General features: G+C 32.2%; 20 protein-coding genes. 15 read left to right on the plus strand and 5 right to left on the minus strand.

Going from position 1 to position 21,386, the window contains the following annotated elements; genetic code table 11:
* Window positions 1-99 precede the first annotated feature (99 nt).
* The 14 genes from eno (at window position 100) to Q9969_RS00600 (ending at window position 12,679) form a co-directional block, all read left to right on the plus strand.
* Entirely contained in the window at window positions 100-1,344 is a 1,245-nt protein-coding gene (eno, locus tag Q9969_RS00535; RefSeq protein ID WP_305513376.1) for a phosphopyruvate hydratase, read from the plus strand.
* Window positions 1,345-1,366: 22 nt separating this feature from the next.
* The gene (locus tag Q9969_RS00540; RefSeq protein ID WP_305513373.1) at window positions 1,367-1,561 is read left to right on the plus strand and encodes a 4Fe-4S binding protein; all 195 of its coding nucleotides are present in this window, start codon (window positions 1,367-1,369) and stop codon (window positions 1,559-1,561) included.
* 15 nt (window positions 1,562-1,576) lie between these two features.
* Window positions 1,577-2,179 (plus strand): 30S ribosomal protein S2, encoded by a 603-nt coding sequence (gene rpsB, locus Q9969_RS00545; protein WP_305553277.1) that lies wholly within the window; start codon window positions 1,577-1,579, stop codon window positions 2,177-2,179.
* A 9-nt stretch (window positions 2,180-2,188) separates the two neighbouring features.
* Window positions 2,189-3,037, plus strand: a complete 849-nt coding sequence (locus tag Q9969_RS00550) for an MEMO1 family protein (RefSeq protein ID WP_305553280.1) — start codon at window positions 2,189-2,191, stop codon at window positions 3,035-3,037.
* Between the two features lie 9 nt (window positions 3,038-3,046).
* Window positions 3,047-4,009, plus strand: coding sequence for a mevalonate kinase (gene mvk, locus Q9969_RS00555; RefSeq protein WP_305513367.1), 963 nt, complete (start codon window positions 3,047-3,049; stop codon window positions 4,007-4,009).
* A 4-nt stretch (window positions 4,010-4,013) separates the two neighbouring features.
* Window positions 4,014-4,814 (plus strand): isopentenyl phosphate kinase, encoded by an 801-nt coding sequence (locus Q9969_RS00560; protein ID WP_305553283.1) that lies wholly within the window; start codon window positions 4,014-4,016, stop codon window positions 4,812-4,814.
* Between the two features lie 3 nt (window positions 4,815-4,817).
* Window positions 4,818-5,864: a type 2 isopentenyl-diphosphate Delta-isomerase gene (gene fni / locus Q9969_RS00565; protein ID WP_305553286.1), complete on the plus strand. Its 1,047-nt coding sequence runs from the start codon at window positions 4,818-4,820 to the stop codon at window positions 5,862-5,864.
* Between the two features lie 3 nt (window positions 5,865-5,867).
* The gene (locus Q9969_RS00570) at window positions 5,868-7,211 is read left to right on the plus strand and encodes an RNase J family beta-CASP ribonuclease (RefSeq protein WP_305553289.1); all 1,344 of its coding nucleotides are present in this window, start codon (window positions 5,868-5,870) and stop codon (window positions 7,209-7,211) included.
* A gap of 12 nt (window positions 7,212-7,223) precedes the next feature.
* Entirely contained in the window at window positions 7,224-8,204 is a 981-nt protein-coding gene (gene idsA, locus Q9969_RS00575) for a short chain isoprenyl diphosphate synthase IdsA (RefSeq protein ID WP_305553292.1), read from the plus strand.
* A gap of 233 nt (window positions 8,205-8,437) precedes the next feature.
* Window positions 8,438-9,223 carry an ADP-ribosylglycohydrolase family protein gene (locus Q9969_RS00580; protein WP_305553295.1) on the plus strand — a complete coding sequence of 262 codons (786 nt, stop codon included), beginning with the start codon at window positions 8,438-8,440 and terminating at the stop codon, window positions 9,221-9,223.
* A gap of 476 nt (window positions 9,224-9,699) precedes the next feature.
* Window positions 9,700-10,065, plus strand: coding sequence for a pilus assembly protein (locus Q9969_RS00585; RefSeq protein WP_305553298.1), 366 nt, complete (start codon window positions 9,700-9,702; stop codon window positions 10,063-10,065).
* Between the two features lie 14 nt (window positions 10,066-10,079).
* Window positions 10,080-11,111 carry a molybdopterin-dependent oxidoreductase gene (locus tag Q9969_RS00590; RefSeq protein ID WP_305553301.1) on the plus strand — a complete coding sequence of 344 codons (1,032 nt, stop codon included), beginning with the start codon at window positions 10,080-10,082 and terminating at the stop codon, window positions 11,109-11,111.
* 9 nt (window positions 11,112-11,120) lie between these two features.
* On the plus strand, window positions 11,121-12,260 hold the full coding sequence (locus Q9969_RS00595; RefSeq protein ID WP_305553303.1) for a Coenzyme F420 hydrogenase/dehydrogenase, beta subunit C-terminal domain: 1,140 nt from the start codon (window positions 11,121-11,123) through the stop codon (window positions 12,258-12,260).
* Between the two features lie 14 nt (window positions 12,261-12,274).
* A complete protein-coding gene (locus tag Q9969_RS00600; RefSeq protein ID WP_305513349.1) occupies window positions 12,275-12,679 on the plus strand; it encodes a hydrogenase iron-sulfur subunit in 405 nt (134 codons plus the stop codon).
* 636 nt (window positions 12,680-13,315) lie between these two features.
* Here the strand turns inward: Q9969_RS00600 and mcrA are convergent.
* Genes mcrA through mcrB form a run of 4 tightly spaced genes read right to left on the minus strand, consistent with a single transcriptional unit; the run spans window position 13,316 to window position 17,624 of the window.
* Window positions 13,316-14,968 (minus strand): coenzyme-B sulfoethylthiotransferase subunit alpha, encoded by a 1,653-nt coding sequence (gene mcrA, locus Q9969_RS00605; protein ID WP_305513696.1) that lies wholly within the window; start codon window positions 14,966-14,968, stop codon window positions 13,316-13,318.
* Between the two features lie 7 nt (window positions 14,969-14,975).
* Window positions 14,976-15,770: a coenzyme-B sulfoethylthiotransferase subunit gamma gene (gene mcrG, locus Q9969_RS00610; RefSeq protein ID WP_305513347.1), complete on the minus strand. Its 795-nt coding sequence runs from the start codon at window positions 15,768-15,770 to the stop codon at window positions 14,976-14,978.
* 17 nt (window positions 15,771-15,787) lie between these two features.
* Entirely contained in the window at window positions 15,788-16,282 is a 495-nt protein-coding gene (gene mcrD / locus Q9969_RS00615; RefSeq protein ID WP_305513344.1) for a methyl-coenzyme M reductase operon protein D, read from the minus strand.
* Between the two features lie 10 nt (window positions 16,283-16,292).
* Complete coding sequence (gene mcrB / locus Q9969_RS00620; RefSeq protein WP_305513342.1) at window positions 16,293-17,624, minus strand: coenzyme-B sulfoethylthiotransferase subunit beta; 1,332 nt, start codon at window positions 17,622-17,624, stop codon at window positions 16,293-16,295.
* 1,446 nt (window positions 17,625-19,070) lie between these two features.
* Between mcrB and Q9969_RS00625 the strand changes: the two genes are divergently transcribed.
* The gene (locus tag Q9969_RS00625) at window positions 19,071-20,576 is read left to right on the plus strand and encodes a putative glycoside hydrolase (protein ID WP_305553305.1); all 1,506 of its coding nucleotides are present in this window, start codon (window positions 19,071-19,073) and stop codon (window positions 20,574-20,576) included.
* 8 nt (window positions 20,577-20,584) lie between these two features.
* Here the strand turns inward: Q9969_RS00625 and Q9969_RS00630 are convergent, their stop codons facing one another.
* Window positions 20,585-21,361 carry a helix-turn-helix domain-containing protein gene (locus Q9969_RS00630; RefSeq protein WP_305553307.1) on the minus strand — a complete coding sequence of 259 codons (777 nt, stop codon included), beginning with the start codon at window positions 21,359-21,361 and terminating at the stop codon, window positions 20,585-20,587.
* Between the last annotated feature and the right edge of the window lie 25 nt (window positions 21,362-21,386).

The following is a 21,386-nucleotide window of genomic DNA, read 5'->3' on the forward strand; positions in this document are numbered from 1 at the left end:
AAATAAAAAATACCAATATAACTCTATAAAGAAACTTACTAATTTTTTATTAAGTATAGATTAATTGGTAACAAATTAAATGACACTGAGGTGTTTTTTTTGGATAGTATAATAGAAGATGTCCAAGTTCGCAAGATTTTGGACAGCAGAGGCAATCCGACCATTGAAGTGGATGTAATTACTTGGAATGGTTTTGGAAGAGCTGCTGCACCAAGTGGAGCAAGTACTGGTTCAAGAGAAGTAGTACCTTTCCCGGAAGGTGGAGTTGATATTGTAGTAAGTGAAATGGAAGATTTGATAGCTTCTGAACTTATTGGAATGGATGCTTGTGATGTCATTACAATTGATGAAGTATTAAAGGAAATAGATGGCACTGATAATTTATCAGCTATTGGAGGCAACACTACTGTAGCTATTTCCATGGCCGTTATTAAAGCAGCCGCATCATCTTATAACATGCCTCTTTATCAATATATTGGAGGTAATTTTGCAAACGAATTGCCATATCCTTTAGGTAATATGATGAACGGTGGTGCTCATGCTGGTGTTAATGCTCCAGATATTCAGGAATTCCTTGTTGTTCCTATTGGAGCCACTAATATTGTTGATGGAATTTTTGCAAATGCTTCTATTCACAAAAAATTAAAAGAATTAATTCAATCTAAAGATTCTGCTTTTACCGGAGGTAAAGGAGATGAAGGCGGATGGGTACCAAACATTACTAATGCTGATGCATTAGAAATCCAAGCACAAGCTTGTGAGGAAGTTGGTGATGAGATTGGTATTGAAATCAGGCCTGCTTTAGATATGGCCGCATCTGAATTATGGGATGTAAATGAGCAAAAATATATTTATGCTCAAGATAATATCAAACGAGATACCGGAGATCAAATTGATTTCGTAAAAGATATTATTGATACATATAAAATGTTTTATGTAGAAGACCCATTTGACGAGTCTGACTTCGAAGGATTTGCTCAATTAACTTCTAAAGTAGGAGATAAATGTCTCATTTGTGGTGATGATTTATTCACCACCAATAGGAAGCTTTTAGCTAAGGGTATTGAAATGAAAGCTGCAAATGCTATTATTATCAAACCTAACCAAATTGGATGTTTATCTGAAACATTTGCTACTGTTAAATTAGCAAAAGAAAATGGTATTGTACCTGTTGTTTCTCACCGTTCTGGTGAAACTACTGATGAAACAATAGCTCACTTGGCTGTTGGTTTTTCATCTCCGATGATAAAAACTGGAGCTATTGGCGGAGAAAGAATAGCTAAATTAAATGAGCTTATCCGTATAGAAGAAAAACTTCCAAATTCAATAATGGGTGAATTTTAAATAAGGTTTGGGGAGAAAGATTATGGCAAAAGTAATTCTCGACTACGATAAATGTGATGGTGCTGACTGTGCAGAATGTGCTGATGTCTGCCCAATGGAAGTATTAGTTCTTAGTGGGGACAAAATCGAAATTGTTGACCCAGATGAATGTAGTTATTGTGAAGTATGTATGGACGTTTGTCCAAATGAATGTATTATAATTGAAGATGATTTTTAAATTGTAGGTGAAAAAATGGTAAATGAAGAACTTTTAATAGACTTAGATAATTATTTAGCGGCTGGTTTACACATCGGAACCCAGCAAAAAACTAGTGATATGGAAAAATACATATTCAGAGTAAGATCTGATGGGTTATATGTATTGGATATTCAAAAAACCGATGAAAGAATCAGACAAATCGCAAAACTTTTAGCAAAATATGACCCGGAAGATATTTTAGTAGTAGCTACACGTCAGTATGGTCAAGCTCCTGTTAAAAAATTCGGGGAGTTGACTGGTGCTAAAACTATTCCTGGAAGATTCATTCCAGGTACTTTAACTAATCCGAATTATGCTAAATTCATTGAACCAAAAATTATTGTTGTAACTGACCCAAGATCAGACGCACAAGCAATTTTAGAATCCAAACAAAATGGTATTCCTGTAATTGCATTATGTGATACTGAAAACTTACTTAGTTTTGTTGATATTGTAGTGCCTGTAAACAACAAAGGTAGAAAAGCTATTGCTTTAGTTTACTGGTTACTTGCAAGGCAAATTTTAAGAGAAAGAGGGGACATCCCAGAAGACGGTGACTTAGATATTGATTCTACTGAATTCGAACTTAAATTTTAAGTGAGTTAGATGTTAAGACAACCTGCTGTTGCTGGTGCATTTTATCCAGCAGATCCAGAAACACTAAAAAAACTTATTGAAAGTTGTTTTTTAGATGATGTTGGCCCAGGTTACATTCCTGAGCTTAATTCATTTGATGGAAATGATTATCCTATCAATGTTATGGTTCCTCATGCAGGTTATCAATATTCTGGTGCAATAGCCTCAAAAGGTTATTGTGAAATCGTTAAAAAAGGTTTTCCTGGAGTTTTTATTATAATTAGTCCTAATCATACTGGATTTGGTAGTGAAATTTCTGTGTTTAATGAAGGGGAGTGGATTACTCCACTGGGCAATGTAAAAATTGACAAAGAGTTAGCAGAAGCTATTGTTGATGTTTCAGAATATGCTTCTTGTGATTTTACAGCTCATATTCATGAACACAGTATTGAAGTTCAGCTGCCATTCCTACAATATTTTTCAGCTGACTTTAAAATAGTTCCAATCACAATGGGAACACAGAATTTTGTAACTTCAACTGATTTGTCAAATGCGATTTTTGAAGCTACAAACAAATTAAACAGATCTTATTGTGTTATTGCAAGTACTGATTTATCCCATTTCAATACTCAAGAAAGAGCAAATACAGTTGACGGTTTTGTTTTGGAAGATATTTATGAGATGAATGAATTTAAACTTTTTGAGGAAGTTGTTCAGTATAATATCACAATGTGTGGTTATGGTCCGGTAATGACTGTGATGTCTTTATCTAAAAGATGTGGCAAGCACACAAGTGAAATATTGGCTTATGGAACTAGTGGTGATGTTACTGATGATTTAACATCAGTTGTTGGTTATGCTTCAGGTATTTTTAGATAAGGTGTTTTTATGATAGCTAAAGCTTCTGCTCCTGCAAAAACAATATTATTCGGAGAACACTCTGTTGTTTATGATGAACCTGCCATAGCTGGTGCGGTCAATAAGAGGGCTTATGTAACAATTAAGCCATCAGAGGATGATATTACTATTTTTAGAGCTCCGGATATAGGATTTGAAGCTGAATTGCTTACTAACTATAAGAAATATGTTTTGCTTAAAGGAAAACCGGGTATTATTAGATATATTTTAGAAGCTCTTTATCGAGTTCACGACCATACTCCAATTGACATTACTTTAAATTCAAATGTGCCAATTGGTTCAGGACTTGGTTCCTCGGCAGCTGTTACAGTTGCCACATTGGCGGCATTATACAGATACCATAACATTCGTTTTAATAAACACTCTCTTGCACATGATGCTCATATGGTTGAGCAGGCGGTTCAGGGAGTTGCAAGTCCACTTGATACTTTAGTTTCAACTTACGGAGGGCTTGTCTATTTGTCAAGAAATAAGCAGGTTGAACATTTCAAAGTTAATTTTAATGTCCCATTTGTTGTAGGTTACACTACTAAACATGGAAATACAGGTAAAATGGTTAAAGAGGTTAAAAATCTCAAAACAAGAAATCCTAAACTTATTAATCCAGTAATTACTTCAATGGGTAATTTAACCAATTATGCAAAACAAGCTATTTTAAAAAGGGATTTTGCAAAAGTTGGTGAATTGATGAATATTAATCATGGATTTCTAGATGTTTTAGGAGTAAATACATTAGAATTATCTCGTATGGTTTATAATGCAAGAAATGCTGGGGCTATTGGTGCTAAAACTACTGGTGCAGGTGGAGGAGGCAGTATTATTGCTCTTTGCCCTGATAAAGTTGATGAAGTTGCAAATGCCATTAGTCGTGAGGATAATATTTTAAAAATCAGATTTACTCGCAAAGGAGTTTCTTCAAGGGTTTACAAGTGATTTAATGATTATTTTAAAGATTGGAGGCAGTATATTAACTAATAAAGATTCAATGGAAAGTGAAGTTGATTATACTAGTCTTGAGAGAATAGCATCTGAAATAAAAGCTTCAATGGATGTTTGTGAAAAACAGTTAATCATTGTTCATGGAGCGGGGTCCTTTGGACATCCTCCAGCAAAAAAACATAAAATTGGTGAGGAATTTGATAAGTCACTATATCCTCAAAAAAGATTGGGTTTTTGCGAAATCCAAAATGAAGTTAAAAAATTAAACATGTTTATTTGCGAGGCTTTCATTGAAAATGACTTGCCCGTTATTGCACTTCCAGCTTCTAGTTTTATTTCTGCAACAGATAAAAGAATAACCAATGGAAATCTTGATTTATTAAAAAATTATCTTGAAAAAGGTTTCATTCCGGTTATCTATGGTGATGTGGTTTTAGATAGCAGTCTTGAATTTTGTGTAATTTCAGGTGATCAATTAATCCAGTTTTTAGCTAAAAATCTTAATCCTAGTCAGGTTATTTTAGGAACCGATGTTGATGGAGTTTATAATAAAAATCCCAAAACACATGATGATGCAATATTTTTTGAGAAATTCGCATCACTTGAGGATCTAGACGCCTTAGAAGGAACTACAAATGTTGATGTAACCGGCGGTATGGTTGGAAAAATTAAAGAACTTTTATATTTAGCAGATTTAGGAATCGAATCTAAAATAATAAATGCTGAAGTTAAAGATAATATTTTCAAAGTACTAGAAAACAGAGAAGTTAAAGGAACTATAATTTCAAGGGGAAATTAGAACATGATTTCAGATAGAAAATTAGAGCATTTATTAATTTGTGAAAATTATGATGTTGAGTTTAAAGACAAAACTACCGGATTTGAAGATATTGAATTAATTCATAATGTTTTGCCTGAAATTGATAAACAGGAAATTGATTTATCAACTAGTGTTTTTGGTAAAAAATTAGACTCACCTTTATTCATTACAGCTATTACAGGAGGCCATCCTGCAGCAAAGGAAGTTAACAAACAATTGGCAATTGCGGCAGAAAACAATGGAATTGCTTTAGGTGTTGGTTCTCAAAGAGCAGCATGTGAACACCCAGAATTGGCAGATACTTATAGTGTTGTTCGCGAAAATGCACCTGATTGCTTGCTTGTTGGAAACATAGGCGCTCCTCAACTTAATTTAGCTCAAAAAGCAGTTGAAATATTGGATGCAGATATATTGGCTATTCATTTAAATCCTCTTCAGGAATCTATTCAACCTGAAGGAGACCTGGATGCTAGGGGATACACTGAATTAATTAGCAAAATCACTGATAGCGTTGATATTCCAGTTCTTGCAAAAGAAACAGGTTGCGGAATTTCAGCCGAATCAGCTAAACAATTAGTTGATGCAGGTGTTGATTTCATTGACATTGAAGGTGCCGGTGGAACAAGTTGGGCTGCTGTTGAGACTTACAGAGCTGAAGACAGGTACTTGGGAGAAATATTTTGGGATTGGGGTATCCCAACTGCAATTTCAACAGTTGAAGTTACTCAAAATGTTAATGTCCCAGTTATTTCCTCTGGAGGGATACGTACTGGTCTTGAAGCTGCTAAAGCTATTGCTCTTGGAGCTGATGCTGTTGGTATGGCATTGCCTTTCTTAAAAAATCATGCTTCACAAGAGGCTTTAAACACATTTATTGACAGATTTAATGATTCACTAAGGATTGCTATGTTTTTAGTTGGAGCAAATAATATTGAAGAATTGAAACAATCTCGTTTAGTCATTCGCGGAAAAACAAGGGAATGGTTAAATGAGAGAGGTATTAACACAAATAATTATTCAAGGAGATAAAACATGAGCGTTGAAGTAATCGCTATAGGGGGATATCAGGAAGTCGGAAAAAACATGACTGCTATCCGCATAGGTGAGGATGTCGTTATTTTTGATATGGGGATTCACCTAGACAGAATTAGTATGCATGAAGACACTGATATTGACAGAATGCATAGTTTAGATTTAATTGAAAGAGGAGTTATTCCTGATGATACATTAATGAAGGATGTTGATGGTAAAGTAAAGGGAATAGTTTTCTCTCACGGTCACTTAGACCACATTGGTGCTGTTGCTAAGCTTGCACACAGATATGATGCACCATTATTTGGAACACCATATACTGCTGCTTTAATTGAAAAACAAATTAAAGGGGAACGTAAATTTAAAGTTACAAATCCGATTAAGGTTTTAAACCCTGGAAGTAAAATTAAACTTTCAAAAGATATTACATTGGAATTTGTACAGTCTACACACAGTATTCCACAAGCAGTATTTCCGGTATTGCATACTCCTGAAGGAGCTATTGTTTATGCACTTGATTTTAAATTTGATAACCATCAAAAGGTATCTCCGCCACCTGACTATAAAAGATTAAAAGAATTGGGTAGGAAAGGAGTACTTGCATTAATAGTTGAAACTACTAATGCTAAAAATTATGATGAAGTTAAAACTCATTCAGAAAGAATTGCTAGAAATATCTTAGAGGATGTAATGAGAGGACCATTACATGAAAAAACAGGTATGATAGTTACTACATTTTCCTCTCATGTGGAACGTGTACAGGCCATTGCCGATATTGCTAAGAAAAGTCACAGAGAAATATTTTTCTTAGGTCGTTCAATGGAGAGATTCTGCGGTATTGCACAAAAATTAGGAATCTTAAAATTACCTAAAAATGCCAGCATTTATGGATCTCCTAAAGCTGTTAATCGTGCTTTGATGAAAGCAGATAAAGACCGTGCAAATTACTTACTTGTAACTACTGGTCACCAAGGTGAACCTGATGCATTGCTTCCAAGAATTGCTAGCAACAGAACTCCTTTCAATATTAAAAAAGGAGACAATGTCATTATTTCAGCACCTATTATTCCAAATCCGACAAATGCTGCTAATAGGCATATTATGGAAAGAAGATTAAAATTAAATGGTGCGAGAATTTATCCTAATGCTCACGTTTCCGGGCACGCTGGAAGAGAGGATCACAGAGAATTCCTACGGATGATAAAACCGCAGCATATTATTCCGGCACACGGAGATTTATCCATGCTTTCAGCTTATGCTGAACTTGCTGAAGAAGAAGGGTATAGAATTGGATATGATATTCATATTTTAAGAAATGCTCAAGCACAAGTTTTTAAAAGTTAAGGGGGCAATTAAATGAGTGATGTAAAAGAGGTACTTGGAAGTTATTCAGAAGATGTAATTAAAACAATTGAAGAAGATTTATCTGTTATTACACCGAATAATCTTGGTGAAGCATCAGTTTATCTTACTAAAGCAGGTGGAAAAATGCTTAGGCCTGCTTTATCTTTAATTGTAAGTGAAGCTGTTGGAGGAAATCGTGAATCTGCTCTTAAAACGGGTGCAGCTATTGAATTAATCCACACATTCTCATTAATTCATGACGATATCATGGATGATGATGATATGAGGAGAGGAATGCCTTCTGTTCATAAAGTTTGGGGAGAAGATGTTGCTATTCTTGCAGGTGATACTCTATTCTCAAAAGCATTTGAAATGATTATCACTTCAAAAAACACTACTTCAGAACAGAACAACAAAGCATTAGCTACTGTTGCCGATGCATGTGTTAAAATTTGTGAAGGTCAAGCTTTAGACATGGGTTTTGAAGAAAGATTTGATGTTTGCGAAGATGAATACATGGAAATGATTTTCAAAAAAACTGGTGCCCTAATTGCGGCAGCTACAAAAGCAGGAGCTATTATGGGCGGAGCAGATGATGATGTCATTGATGCAATGTATGAGTATGGACGTTTAATTGGTCTTGCTTTCCAAATTCAGGATGATTATTTAGATCTTGCATCTGATGAGGAAACATTAGGTAAACCTATTGGGTCTGACATTGGCAAAGGCAAAATGACAATTATTGCAATTAAAGGATTAGCTAGTGACGATTCTGGCAGATTCCTTGAAATCTTAAAAGCTGAAGAAAACTCACAAGAAGAGATATATGAGGCAATTGAGATTTTAACAAATTGTGGAGCTATAGATTATGCTCGCAATTTCGCACTTGAATCTGTAAATCAAGCTAAAGAAGTACTTGAAATATTGCCTGATTCTTCATTTAAAAAAGTATTATGTGATATTGCAAATTTTGTACTTGGGAGAAATGCATAATTCTCTCACTTTTTTTATTTTTTTGTTTGCATTATATTGAACTTTTTTTAGAATTTTACTATTTCTAAATTTTCATATTGATTTATATATTCAGATATGCTTTTTTCTCAGATTATTAATGCAATTGCAACATTTTGACAAGAAGTTTCAATATGTTTTATTGTTTCTTTCTGTTGTAATATCTATATTATAAATGAAAACTTATTTTAATATCCTTGCATCAACATACATATATGAAAGGAATTATTGGAGCAATAAGTGGAGATATTATCGGTTCAACAAGAGAATTTAAACCAATAAAAACAAAAGAATTTAACCTATTTGAGAAACGATCCCGATTTACAGATGACACTATAATGACATTGGCTATTGCAAAATGGTTATGTGATGACAAAACATCTAAAGAGGTTTTAATCAAAAATCTAAAATATTTTGGAAATAAATATCCTCGCGCAGGTTATGGGGCAAGATTTAACAACTGGTTTGCTCAGGAATCCTGTGAACCATATGGTAGTTGGGCAAATGGATCTGCCATGAGAGTATCTCCTTGTGCTTGGGTAGCTAATTCCTTTGAAGAAGCTCATAATTTAGCTTATACATCAGCTATTGTTACTCATAATCATCCGGAAGGTGTAAAAGGTGCTCTTGCAACTTCAGATGCAATTTATCTTGCAAAAATAGGTGCAAGTAAAGATGAAATTAAAAATCATGTTGAAGTGAGATATGAATATGATTTATCCAGGTCGTTAGACCATATTCGTCCATGGTACGATTTTGATGTTTCATGTGCTGGAAGTGTGCCTGAAGCTATAATTTGCTTTTTAGAAGCGGATAGCTTTGAAGATGCCATTAGAAATGCCATATCTCTTGGTGGGGATTCGGATACACAAGCAGCAATAGCTGGAAGTATTGCATCAGCATATTGGGAAGTTCCTAAAAATATTTCATATAAAAGCATTCATCGCTTGGATTATTTCTTGCTAAATGTTTTAATTGGTTTTGAAGAGAAATTCATGTAATATTTTGGTAATACTTTTTTAGAATTTTTTATGTCTTTGGGTAGTATTAATTTTTATAAAAGTATTACTTATTTTTTCATTATCTTATTTTTGGACAATTTCATCTGGGTCTTAAAATTATTTGGAGTTTTTAATTATATTTGATTTATAAGATTTATTCATTGTTTTAATGCCTTAAAATTTGTTTTTTTAAAATTAGGCTACATAATTTTTATTTTGATTTTTTGCCTTTTTATTATTTTTAATCAATTAAAGACTCAGCACCATTTTTTCACTCTTTAACTCTTTCATTGTCATTATTTTTAATTGGAATCTATTTATATTTTTTTATTTTTAATTTAGATATCAAAATACGAAATAATAATTTAATAACATTTATATTATTATTACTTTCTATATTAAAGTAGATTATCTAATTAAAGTTTTTAATTCGATAATTTTAAGAGTTAAATATTAATAAATAGTTGGGGAGTATAATGGAAATTTATATGCAAAAAATTGGATTGATTAGGCCAAATTTTAATCCTAAAAATGCAACTTTAAATTTGGATATTGACTGGTCAGTTGAATATACTGATACTAATCATGAAGAAATAAATTTTGACATGATTTTAAAATCATGTGGAAATTTAGATTTAAGATTTAAAGTTGAAGGGATCGTTGTACTAGAGGTATTTGAAGAATTTATTCATGAAGAGGTTTCTCAATTAATTTTTCATCAAGCATGTAATGTTCTTATGGATATGATTTCTATCACTCGTGAATCTGTTCATATTTTATCAAGTAAGAAAGAATATTCAAAAATAGGCAGTGAACATTTTCAAAATACTCTTAAAAACTAATTTGGTGATGTATTATGTTAAAAATAAAACATACATTGTGCCCTTCTTGTAGTGTTGGTTGTGGGATTAATGTGGTGTTAAACGAGGGAGAAATTGTTGGAACATTTCCTTATAAAAGACACCCCATTAATGCTGGAAAAAATTGTTTAAATGGAAAAAATTCAATAGATTATTATTTAAACAAATTCAAAAAAGCTATTGTATCTAATCATGAAACAGATATTGATACTGCTATATCAGATGTATCTAAAGAATTAAATTCAATTGATTCTTCTTCTGTTACAATACTTTGTTTAGGTAATAATAGTGTTGAAGAAATTGAAGCTATTAAAAATTTCGCAGAATCTAAAAATTACAATATTGCATTTTATGCTGATGATTTAAAAGATTTTAAGGAGGTTGCATCTTATGAAGAAGTTGCAAATGCCAGTAGCGTATTTGTAATTGGTGATCTTTTGTATGAAAATCCATTAATTGGAAGAAGAATAGTTCATGCGAAACAAAAGGGTGCAAAGGTTTATGCTTTAGGTAAAAGCGAAAAGTCAGTCACTTTTAATATTGCAGATGAAACATTCAATTCCTCAGTTCAAGAATTTTTAAATGCAATTGAGTCAAAAATTGATGAATCCTCTGTAATTGTATTTAATTATGTTGATTCCAAAGAAGACTTGGATAAATTGGAATCAATTAAGTGCAAAGTTTTGCCGGTATTCAGCAATTCTAACTCTAAAGGAACATTTGATTTTGTTGAATCTAAATCATTAGATGAAATTGTGGAGTTATTGGAAAATACTAAGGCATTATTAGTTTTCGATGATGTTGTTGATAAGTTGGATTATGATTTTACCAGAATATCTAAGCTCATTAGTTTTGCTTGTTGTGAAAACGACACTACAAAAATTTCAGACATTGTCATTCCTATCAAAACATGGTTGGAACAAGATGGATCTTTTGTCAATGCAATGGGTGAAGTGCAAAATTTTAGTTCTGTCATTGAATCTGATAATTTAAGTATAATTGAAATTATTGATAAATTAAATGAATAGAGGGATAATATGAGTTATGTTTTAGCAAAATCTCGAAATGATGACATTCTTGATGCAGGTGAATGTGGTGGGGCGGTAACAAGCATCCTTAAGTATTTGCTTGATGAAGGAATAGTTGAAGGTGTTTTAGCATTAAGTCCGCATGATGATATTTATGATGCGATGCCTGTGTATATAACTGATTCTAAAGATTTATTAAAAACAGCTGGATCTTATCACTGCGCTCCTACAATGGTGGGGGATCTTGTTCAAAAATATTTATCTGATAAAAAAATTGCAATTACAGTTAAACCATGTGATATGAGAGCTATTGAGGAACTTGTTATGCGACATAGAATTGATAAGGATAATATATATTTCATAGGTTTAAACTGTGGCGGAACTGTTTCACCGGTTAGTGGTAGAGAAATGATTGATTTATTCTATGAAGCTAATCCTGATGATGTTGTTAGTGAAGAAATCGATAAGGGCAAGTTTATCATCAAATTAGCTAATGGATCTGAAGAAGCAGTAAAAATCCATGACCTTGAAAATGAGGGTTATGGCCGTCGTGGTAATTGTCAAAGATGTGATGTAAAAATCCCAAGAAAAGCAAATATTGCCTGTGGAAATTGGGGTGCAGAAGATGGATGGACATTCATTGAAATTAATGATGAAAAAGGTCAGAAATTAATCGATGGTACTAAAAACGCAGGCATTCTTGAAATAAAATCACCTGGTGACGCTGCTGTGGAAGCAAGAGCAAAAGTTGAAAAAATCATGATTAACATGGCTAAAAAGAATCAACAATCCTCTTATCCGTTAGTCAGTGAAATGGATGAATGGAATCGTTGTATTGGATGTTATGCTTGTCGTGATATCTGTCCAGTCTGTGGTTGTTTTGAAAATTGTGAATTAAACAAGTCTTACTTTAATGATGAGGCAACTGTTCCTCCAAGTCCGATAGCATTTCATGGTGTCAGATTATCTCACATGAGTTTCAGTTGTGTTGATTGCGGTCAATGTGACGATGTATGTCCGATGGATATTCCGGTTTCATTGATTTTTGATAAATTGCAGAAAAAATACTATGAAAGAACTGGTTATGTTGCTGGAGTTTCTGATGAGGTTAAACCTCCATTATACAGTCCAGAAAAAACAGAATTATAAGGAGGTGGTTTTTAATGTCTGATGATTTAAAAATCGTAGGTTTATTATGTAATTGGTGTTGTTATGGCGGTGCAGATACTGCAGGTACTGCTCGTATGCAATATTCGCCAAACATTAGGATTATTCGTGTAATGTGTTCTGGGAGAATAAATCCTTCAATGATTTTTAAAGCATTTAAGGAGGGTGCTGATGGAGTATTTGTAGGAGGGTGCCATATTGGTGACTGCCACTATGATGCAGGTAATTACAAATGGTCTAGGAGATCTAAAATTGTTGAAGATATTCTTGAAGAGTTTGGAATTGAAAAAGAAAGGTTCCGTCACGAATGGATTTCAGCTTCAGAAGGTGAAAAATTCCAAACAACAATGGAGGAATTTCATAAAACATTATCTAAACTAGGTCCATTAGAATTAGAATGATTAAGATATCAAGCCATATGTAAATAGCTATTATTTCAATAGCTATTTACGCTCACTTCTAATTGCCTTTCTAAGATTAGTAACTTGTTACTAACCTTAGAAAGATAGTTAAATAGAGAATGTTTGATTATTTTTCAAATTAATTATATTATGTTGATAAATCATCATTAGCCGATAACTACCAATACTCAGCATATTGGTAGTTATCCTTTCTCTCCATCGATATAAAATAATTAATTAAAATAAAAGAGAGATATATGGAAAATCATATAGGTTTCTTTTCACTGTCTAGAATAGCTATTTGAGTTTATCTTTAATAGCTATTTTAATTTTTCATGATTATTTTTTATAAAAGCTTATTTTACAATATTTATTAATCTAAACCGGGAGAGACATATTTTTGTCATTATGATAATGTAAAGATGTGACTGCTCTTCATTATAGCAATTTGATATTAAAAACTATTGCTGATTTAATGATAGTTGATTAGTTAAATTCATTAGTTCTGCTGTAAACTATAGAATAAACAAACTTCAATTTAATTAAAAGTTGTTTTGTCCATGAAATTGTTTCATGTCTTTGATAACATTATGGTGATGGTTAATAAATTTCCATGCCTTTAAAAATGAAAATATATTATCCTTTTGTTGGGATAATAATTTCCCTTTCACCGGATGGCATGAATTCTCTTAAGGCACCCTTTGCGATTTCCTTTCTTGGATGTCTAAAGTCAAAGGTTAAATGCGGATCTGCAAATGCAATTTTAATCAACGGATTTGTACAGAAGGCATCTCCTCTTGCGGCGTGTGGTGCTTGAGCAATACCTGCATATTCAGGCTGGTGACCTACATTCATAGCATAGTTTGGATAGTTCGGTCCTCTTAATTCATGGATTAAACCTTCATCACTTCTTATTGATAATGAATTGGAAGCACCTGCTTGGTCTTGTAAGTCATATCCATAAAATCCTAACCTTGAATGAGCTTCTTTATGTAAAATCATACTTAAATACCAACCATTCACACCGGCATTTGAGTTTCCAGTAGCAAATGCAGTTGAACAACCTGCTGCGGCAGATATTACAGATGCTCTTTGAGAACCTCCAAAGTGTGTTTCCAAAAGTGTTGGTATTTCATATTGTTCTAATCCGTAAAGTGTCACTTCACTGGCAATGTCTCTTACAGTTTCCATGTCTAAACTTGCATTACATAAGCCGTATTTTTTATCTACATAATCTTTACCGTAATATGCAAAATCATCTAATATGTCATCTGTATATGTTGCACTTGCATATTGGGTAAATCCTACTCCTCCAGACATATATGATCCAAGCCATACTTGGTCATATAGTACTGCAGCAGCTGCAATAACTTCTAAAGTTACTTCAACCGGATCATCAGAAATTCTTGAAGTCTGAACCATGTCTGCTAGAGTACCAAATGCCACACCTCCAGGTTCATTAGGGCCTCTTGCACGTCTGGCTGGTAAAAATGATGCCATTCCAATTACATCTGCATGTTTTGCTGCATATGAGAAATCTGCAATAGCTGCTTCACCTGCACATAATTTATACGCATTAATGAAACTCATACCAATTTGCATAGCTGACCATCTGGAAACGGTACCTCCGTCACAAGCCCTTACAACAAGTGTTGGAACTCTACTTACCTGATAAGTTTTATTTCCAACATATCTTTTTAACATTTCTGCCTGGTCTTCTGGGAATTCTTTGTTAATGTCAATTAAAACTCTTTTATCAAGTTCGTCAGCTAATTCATCGTTTCCTGTAAAGATTTTTGCATAGCAATCTTCAGCAAGGCCTGGGTGCACTTCAACCATATGTTCTTGAACAACTGCACCTCCTGGAAGTGCATGGTTAATGTTTTCCATGTATTCATTGATTGTTTCAGGAGTAACTTCTACACCTAATCTTTCTTGCAATACTGAATGGGCTGTATCCATTCCTACAATGATGGTTCTTTTAATGTCATCAACCAGTTGCTGAATTGCTGCATTGTTACAAAAGTGTAGGTCATCACCTTCAACATAATCTTCGGTACCTGAAATTTTATATGCCATTAATTGCCTTTGGCCTAAGGGCACACCTATGTCCGGATTATAAAATGGCATGTTTCTTTCTTTTGCTAATTTTTCAGCAGCATCATTAAATTCTCTTTTTCTTTCTGATTGTTTCCATCCCTCAAAACAATAGAAACTGGTGTGATCACTTTCCTGGTCTTCACCTTTAAATTTCTGGTTTAATGCGCTTAAAAACTTTTTATTCTCCAAACCCATTTTATTCACCTAATTTTTTTTTCAAATCCTTAGAAAATACTCCCATACCATATCCCCCTTCAGTACGTGCAGTGTGAATATTTTCAATGACTTCAATTGCTTCTTTGTCTTGTCTCATACCAATGTTGTCTTCTCTGTAGATGGTGGTGATTTCTTTTAAATATTCCTCATCTAAAGGGGCACCTACATCTATTGTTTCATCTAAAGGACGTCCAACTTGATCTTTAATATAATAAACATGGCCATCTTCTTCATTGTAAATGTATCTTTGAAGACCATCAAACATTAATCCGTTTTCATCAAGCCTTAATGAGTGTCCATGTACTGTTGCACCTCTCATACCGCATCTTGCAGGGTCAAAAATATCGGTTTCAACTAGTTCTTTGGAAATTTTCTCTAAATCTTGTTCTCTTATTTCGATTACTTGCCTTCCGGATAATGTACCTGTATCTACGCCTCTGTATCTCCACATGTATGTTCTTGCTCTATCATATGGTTGTGCTGGGGCATTATACATTGAATCTGCAAATTGGATATATCTAACACGTATCCCTTCCTTTGCTCCGGGTGTTGGTTCAACGATTTTTTTAATTATATCTCCATCATCTTCCATTTCTGCTAAAGGAGGATGTACGGTTTTATAACTTTCACCGGGGTTTCTATGGCCTAGTATTTTAACTAAACCTTCATCAGATATTTGCCTAATTTTTTTAAAGTTATGCTCAGGATTCATGTGTTTTCGCCTATTTTCAGCAATTTTTGTTTCACCTGGGCAATATTGAGCTTTATATTCCATAATTCACCAACATAATATTATCTAATAACTTTCACGGTTTCTGCTGTTTTTGCACGTGAATCAACTAAACCAATGTAGCGATCATCAATAACACTTTCAAAATTGTTTCCATATTTTAAATAGTCAGAAATTGTTGATTTTGTCCTTGTAAAAATACCTACTAATAAATAATAATTGCATGGAACATTTTCATCTAAAATCAATTGTAATTCATCCATAAACTCATTAAATTTAGACATGTCTACTGTAATTACAATTTCTCCTACCATCACTCTTAATTCAACATCATTTCCATGAACACTTATCTTCTTGCGGTCGGTATGGTTAACGACATGTCCTTTTCCAGGACCGTAAAATACTTTTAAAGGAATTGATGGGCCATGAATTAAAACTCTTTGCTGACCTTCGAGCTTATAAATTTCATTTAATATTTTTTCGGCAGTATCCGGTTTCAAATATCTATCTGGGGTAATTTTAATGTCAATAACATTAATTTTTTTTGATTCATCCATAAAAACACCTTTAAAGTTTATTTTTAAGTTCTCCTGCAACTTTAGCCACATTCGGAATTGGATTTCTAAGATTGTCTATTGTACCATATACAATTCCAATCAATGCTGATGTTCTTTTAACTGAAAACATCTGAGTACCTGCATCCAAACACATTGCTGCTGATGCACAAGGAATTGCAGTTCCTTTTGCATGTCTTGTTACTACGTGGTTTCCATGGAATGTACCTGGTCCTCCACCACCATAAATTGAGTGGGAAAAGAAACTGAATCCTACACCAACACCTTCAGTTCTACCATAATCTACGCCTGGAAGTCCAGTTTCATATTCTAGCATGTCATTATAATACAATACTGTTGATGCTACTGCTTGCGCTGCTCTTGCAGCACCTACATTAACAATAACTGCCGCTAGCAATCCTGCTGCAGCATATGCATTCCATAAAGCCCAGTCTTGAGGTTCATAAATGTTATATCCTGAAGGCATCTTTTTAGCAACTCTAATAACATTATCTTCAATAGCTCTTCCAACTAATGAACGGATTACAGTTCCAACTGTTCCTTTGCCGTTTTCTTTTACAATATCGAAAACTAAATTATTAGCATTCAAACCTTGATAGGCCATAGTCAATAAGTGCATTCTCTCAAATGCTCCTGTTGCATCTCCAGTTTCAAACATTGCCGTTTGTTCCATAATTGAGGATAATGCTGCGGCATTTAATGTCTGTTTATTGGTAATTGCTACTACATGGTTTGCCATAACATTTCTTAAACCGTATCCTAATCCTTCTAGGAGCACTGGCGGTCCTAAAAGAGCACTGATGTTTGCACCTGAGAGATCCACGGTTCTGGGATATGCTCCCATTACTGCGGTTTTAATTGTTGATGCATCAAACATATTTATGTCAAAGCTATCTATGATAGATTGAATTGTTGCAGCACCGGTCTGTAGTGTTGATACTGAGTAATCTGCCGCGACTTTTAATCGTTCTTCTGGAAGTTGGACAAGCAATTGTTGTCCGTCGTTGATAATATTGACGGTTGTGTCATCATCTTCATTAACCTGAAGAATTTTCTTAATCTTACTTGCGATAAGTTCAGCATTTTCAACAATCGGCAAGTCTAATTCACGACCTGGAATATATGTGGATTTTCCACCCATTGCTGCTGTTTTTAAACCTTTTTCGATACCTGCTAAATTAACAGCAGATGATCTTTTAATATCATAAATCATCTCTTGTATAGCAGAATTTTTAAGGGGACTAATAGATTCAAGAGGTGCAGATTCTTCTAAAATTTTTCCATCTGGACCATATAAATCTAGATTGTCATCATATATTTTCATTAATAACCTCCTTAAAATTCATATTAAAATATTCTCGTGAACAATTTCAAGCAATATTTTAATACTACTATTAATACTGATTATTTTTGTAAAATAATCATTATTAGTTACAAGTAATAATCATATAAAGATTACTATAATTAAAAACACTTATAATTTATTTAAATTGATTTTTTAAGTTTATTCATTGTTAATATTTATTTTTAGATGATTTTTGAGTTTATTTTTACCAAATGACTTTAAATTTTAAATATCTGATTGAAAGTATTATTTTTAAATTTTTTTTATAATGGTCAAATGGATATTGAAATATTTAATTGGGGCGCTTTTTTTGAATTTTAATTTAATAGGAGGGCAATGAATTGTTTTTTTCAAGATTGTAATTCATTTATTACATGATTCAACTCAAATAAAAAAGAATAATATTTTTTGAAAATGTATTAATTATTACATATTTAATTTATATTAAATAATATTTTTTTTATAAATTTTTATCAAATATAATAATATTAGTAATGATAAATTATATAGTTGATATAAAAATAACTTTTGTTTAAAAAAATAAAAGGTAAATTATAATTTTTATATTAAAATGTTAGTTTTAGGATAAAATTAATTTGTTGATTATCTTTTTAATGATTATGTAGAAATTGAGTATTTCATTATATTGTTTAAAAAAATAAAAAGTAAATTATAATATTATATCACGTAGGCAAAGTTTGATAATAAAATCGATTTACTAATTATTTTTTTAATACTGATGTAGAAATTGATTATTTTGTTATAATAATCAAATAATAGTTAATAGTAATAAGCCTATAAATGTTTCTTATTTTAATTATTGTTTAAATTTATCAGTTTTTCTTTTATCATATTATTTACGCTTTTTAAGGTATATGGTAATTGATTTTTTCTTAATTTATTAATTCAAGTTCAAAATGTGCTTATACTCATTTAAATATTATTTTTAACAATATTTTATTTTTGAGTATTTGAGGTTATTCATTATTAAATTTAAAATAATGAGTTTAAATAAGGCATATCTCTGTTAAGTTTCATTTCCTTTTATTTTAACAGTTAATTTTTCTTTTTTTATTTATGTTCGTGTTTTTATTAATTTTTCAAAAAAGTAATAATTATTAATAAATTAATAATATTAAATTATTATTTTTTTTAAAAAAAGTATTATTAAAAATCATATAGCTTTTTTTTTATTTTAAGTGTTCTGTTAAAATTAACGTTTTAATTAACCTGAAGTTAAAAATTACGGGATCATATGGAAGTTGAGCAAAAATTACAAAATCAACTAAAGTCAGTGGAGGCGTATGATCTTTAAAGCGAATTAACAAAAAAAGAGACTGAACCAGCGAATATCAAATTAAAATTTATTTTGATTTAAGAAAGATTTAAGTAATCTGATAATATAACTATTATGTGGTTGTTAATATGAACAATAAAATAATATTTTGTTTTATTATTCTTTTAGCATTATTTTCAACAATTTCGCTAACTTCTGCAAATGAAAATGTCACTTGTGATAATTTATCTATAATTGAAGATGACATGCCAATACCTTTAGGCATTAACGATACTTGTAATGTGAATAAATCATCAACCGACATTTCCGCAGATAATAAAACTTCATACACTGATTATAGTGATGAATTTAAAGTCACATTAACTTCAAATGGAAGTAGTTTGGCTAATAAATCAATTGTTGTTAATCTAAATAATGTTGTCTATAATAAAACAACAGATTCATATGGACAGATAGTTATAAATTTCAAACTTACAACTGGAATTTATAATGTGAGTTATTCCTTTGAAGGTGATGAAAATTATACTTCATCAAATGGCACGGCTACAATAACAGTTTATCCGGAGTTGGTTACTTATCTTGATGTTGTAGACAAGGATATTAATTATCGCCAGGGATTGAAATCCCTGTTTCAGCTTAAATTAGTCGATGTTTATGGAAATCCTGTTTCCTCTAAAAATATCACTATTAAAGTGGGAGGTAAAACTTACATTGCCAAAACAGATTCTAAGGGCATTGCAACATTTAGTTTAAGTCTAAAAAAAGGAACCTATGTGATTCAATGCTGTTCTTGCGGAAATGGAATTTATTTGAATGCATCAGGCACTTTTAAGATATTTGTCAAATCAAAATTATCTAAAGGACATGGATATTGGGTAGATAAATGGAGCATGAAAAAAGTCAAGCTTAAAAAACTTGCTAAACTTGGAACAAAGCACATTTTCTTACTTCACACAGTATTTTCAAAATATGGTAAGGGTACCGTTTTGAAATGGATTAAGAAAGCCCATAAATATGGAATGAAAGTTCACATATGGATGGCGGTATTTTATAAAAACGGAAAATTCATACACCCTGTAAGCAAAAAAGGTGTTTATAATTACAAATTCATGAATACAATGATTAAAAAGGCAAAATACTATGCTGGTTTGAAGGGCGTTGACGGAATACAATTTGATTATATAAGGTTTGGCGGAAATGCTTATAAATATAAGAATGCAGTTAATGCTGTTAATTATTTTATAAAAAAAGCCAGTGTTTCTGTTCGAAGCATAAACTCAGAATGTGTCATGTCTGCAGCAGTCATGCCTGAACCGTCTTGTATGAAGCATTATTATGCTCAGGATGTTCCTACAATGTCCAAGTATCTGGATGTTGTTGTCCCTATGGTTTATAAGGGAAATTACCATGCAGGTTCGAAATGGATTAAAAAAACAACTAAAAAGTTTGTAAAACAATCTAATGGGGCTAAAATTTGGTCAGGTATCTTAACTTATAAATCCGATTCCAATATCAAAAAATTATCCTATAAAGCACTATTTAAAGATGCAAAAAATGCAATGAATGGTGGCGCATCTGGTGTCGTGTTATTTAGATGGGGATTAACTAAGTTCATAAACTTTAAAAAACTATAGAGTTTTTTTTAACTCTTTTTCTTATTTTTAATTTTCTTCAATTGGTTTATAAACCGGTCATCATAGTTTTTAGCAATATCTTCGTATTTGTTCCAGATTCCAATAGCTGTTTCGGGAACTACATCAAGCTTATTTTCTGTAAATTTAGTATATGTGTGCATCATCTCTCTTGAATCAGATATGATAACTTTAACAAATGGGATGTCTGCTTTTTGAATAGGTATGTCTTTTTCTCTAAATAATGAAATAATGTCAAATTCTTCATTGTTAATGTAGCAAGTTGGTGAAGCTAGGATGTTTATTTTCAAATTGGACCTTTTACGAAGTGCTTTTACTAATGCTTCCCCTTCACCTTCAAATAAAAACCCAATTCTCATGTTAATTGATTTTTTAGCTCTTTTAATGATTTCCAACTCTTGAGCGATAATTTTATCAACTCCATAAATCCTCCAAATTGGGGCTTGGACTTGATTCATGCCGTTTTCATAAATATTGGTTAGTCTACTTATTCCGTCATCAATTTCACTGTTAAGTCTTTCTTTTTCATGTGTTAAAACTTCAACAGGGGATTTAACATTGTATGTCAGTGGACGTCCGCTTTCTATTTCAATAAAATCTTTTTCAGCCAGTCTTTTTAAAACGCCATATATTTTTGATCGTGGTATTTCTGCTTTTTCAGCTATTTCAACTGCATTTGCTGAAATTAATAATGTTAATGCCAGGTATGCCTGTGATTCATACATTGTTAATCCGATTTTGTTAAGTAGATTTATATTTTCGTCCATGTTTATGAATTGTCTCATGTAATAT

This window comes from Methanobrevibacter sp. V74, assembly GCF_963082495.1.
Taxonomy (GTDB): Archaea; Methanobacteriota; Methanobacteria; order Methanobacteriales; family Methanobacteriaceae; genus Methanocatella.

Coding starts and splice junctions, on each gene's coding strand:
- Q9969_RS00540 (WP_305513373.1), top strand. CDS start 1,367: ATGGCAAAAGTAATTCTCGACTACGATAAATGTGATGGTGCTGACTGT.
- rpsB (WP_305553277.1), top strand. CDS start 1,577: ATGGTAAATGAAGAACTTTTAATAGACTTAGATAATTATTTAGCGGCT.
- Q9969_RS00550 (WP_305553280.1), top strand. CDS start 2,189: ATGTTAAGACAACCTGCTGTTGCTGGTGCATTTTATCCAGCAGATCCA.
- mvk (WP_305513367.1), top strand. CDS start 3,047: ATGATAGCTAAAGCTTCTGCTCCTGCAAAAACAATATTATTCGGAGAA.
- Q9969_RS00560 (WP_305553283.1), top strand. CDS start 4,014: ATGATTATTTTAAAGATTGGAGGCAGTATATTAACTAATAAAGATTCA.
- fni (WP_305553286.1), top strand. CDS start 4,818: ATGATTTCAGATAGAAAATTAGAGCATTTATTAATTTGTGAAAATTAT.
- Q9969_RS00570 (WP_305553289.1), top strand. CDS start 5,868: ATGAGCGTTGAAGTAATCGCTATAGGGGGATATCAGGAAGTCGGAAAA.
- idsA (WP_305553292.1), top strand. CDS start 7,224: ATGAGTGATGTAAAAGAGGTACTTGGAAGTTATTCAGAAGATGTAATT.
- Q9969_RS00580 (WP_305553295.1), top strand. CDS start 8,438: ATGAAAGGAATTATTGGAGCAATAAGTGGAGATATTATCGGTTCAACA.
- Q9969_RS00585 (WP_305553298.1), top strand. CDS start 9,700: ATGGAAATTTATATGCAAAAAATTGGATTGATTAGGCCAAATTTTAAT.
- Q9969_RS00590 (WP_305553301.1), top strand. CDS start 10,080: ATGTTAAAAATAAAACATACATTGTGCCCTTCTTGTAGTGTTGGTTGT.
- Q9969_RS00595 (WP_305553303.1), top strand. CDS start 11,121: ATGAGTTATGTTTTAGCAAAATCTCGAAATGATGACATTCTTGATGCA.
- Q9969_RS00600 (WP_305513349.1), top strand. CDS start 12,275: ATGTCTGATGATTTAAAAATCGTAGGTTTATTATGTAATTGGTGTTGT.
- mcrG (WP_305513347.1), bottom strand. CDS start 15,770: ATGGAATATAAAGCTCAATATTGCCCAGGTGAAACAAAAATTGCTGAA.
- mcrD (WP_305513344.1), bottom strand. CDS start 16,282: ATGGATGAATCAAAAAAAATTAATGTTATTGACATTAAAATTACCCCA.
- mcrB (WP_305513342.1), bottom strand. CDS start 17,624: ATGAAAATATATGATGACAATCTAGATTTATATGGTCCAGATGGAAAA.
- Q9969_RS00625 (WP_305553305.1), top strand. CDS start 19,071: ATGAACAATAAAATAATATTTTGTTTTATTATTCTTTTAGCATTATTT.
- Q9969_RS00630 (WP_305553307.1), bottom strand. CDS start 21,361: ATGGACGAAAATATAAATCTACTTAACAAAATCGGATTAACAATGTAT.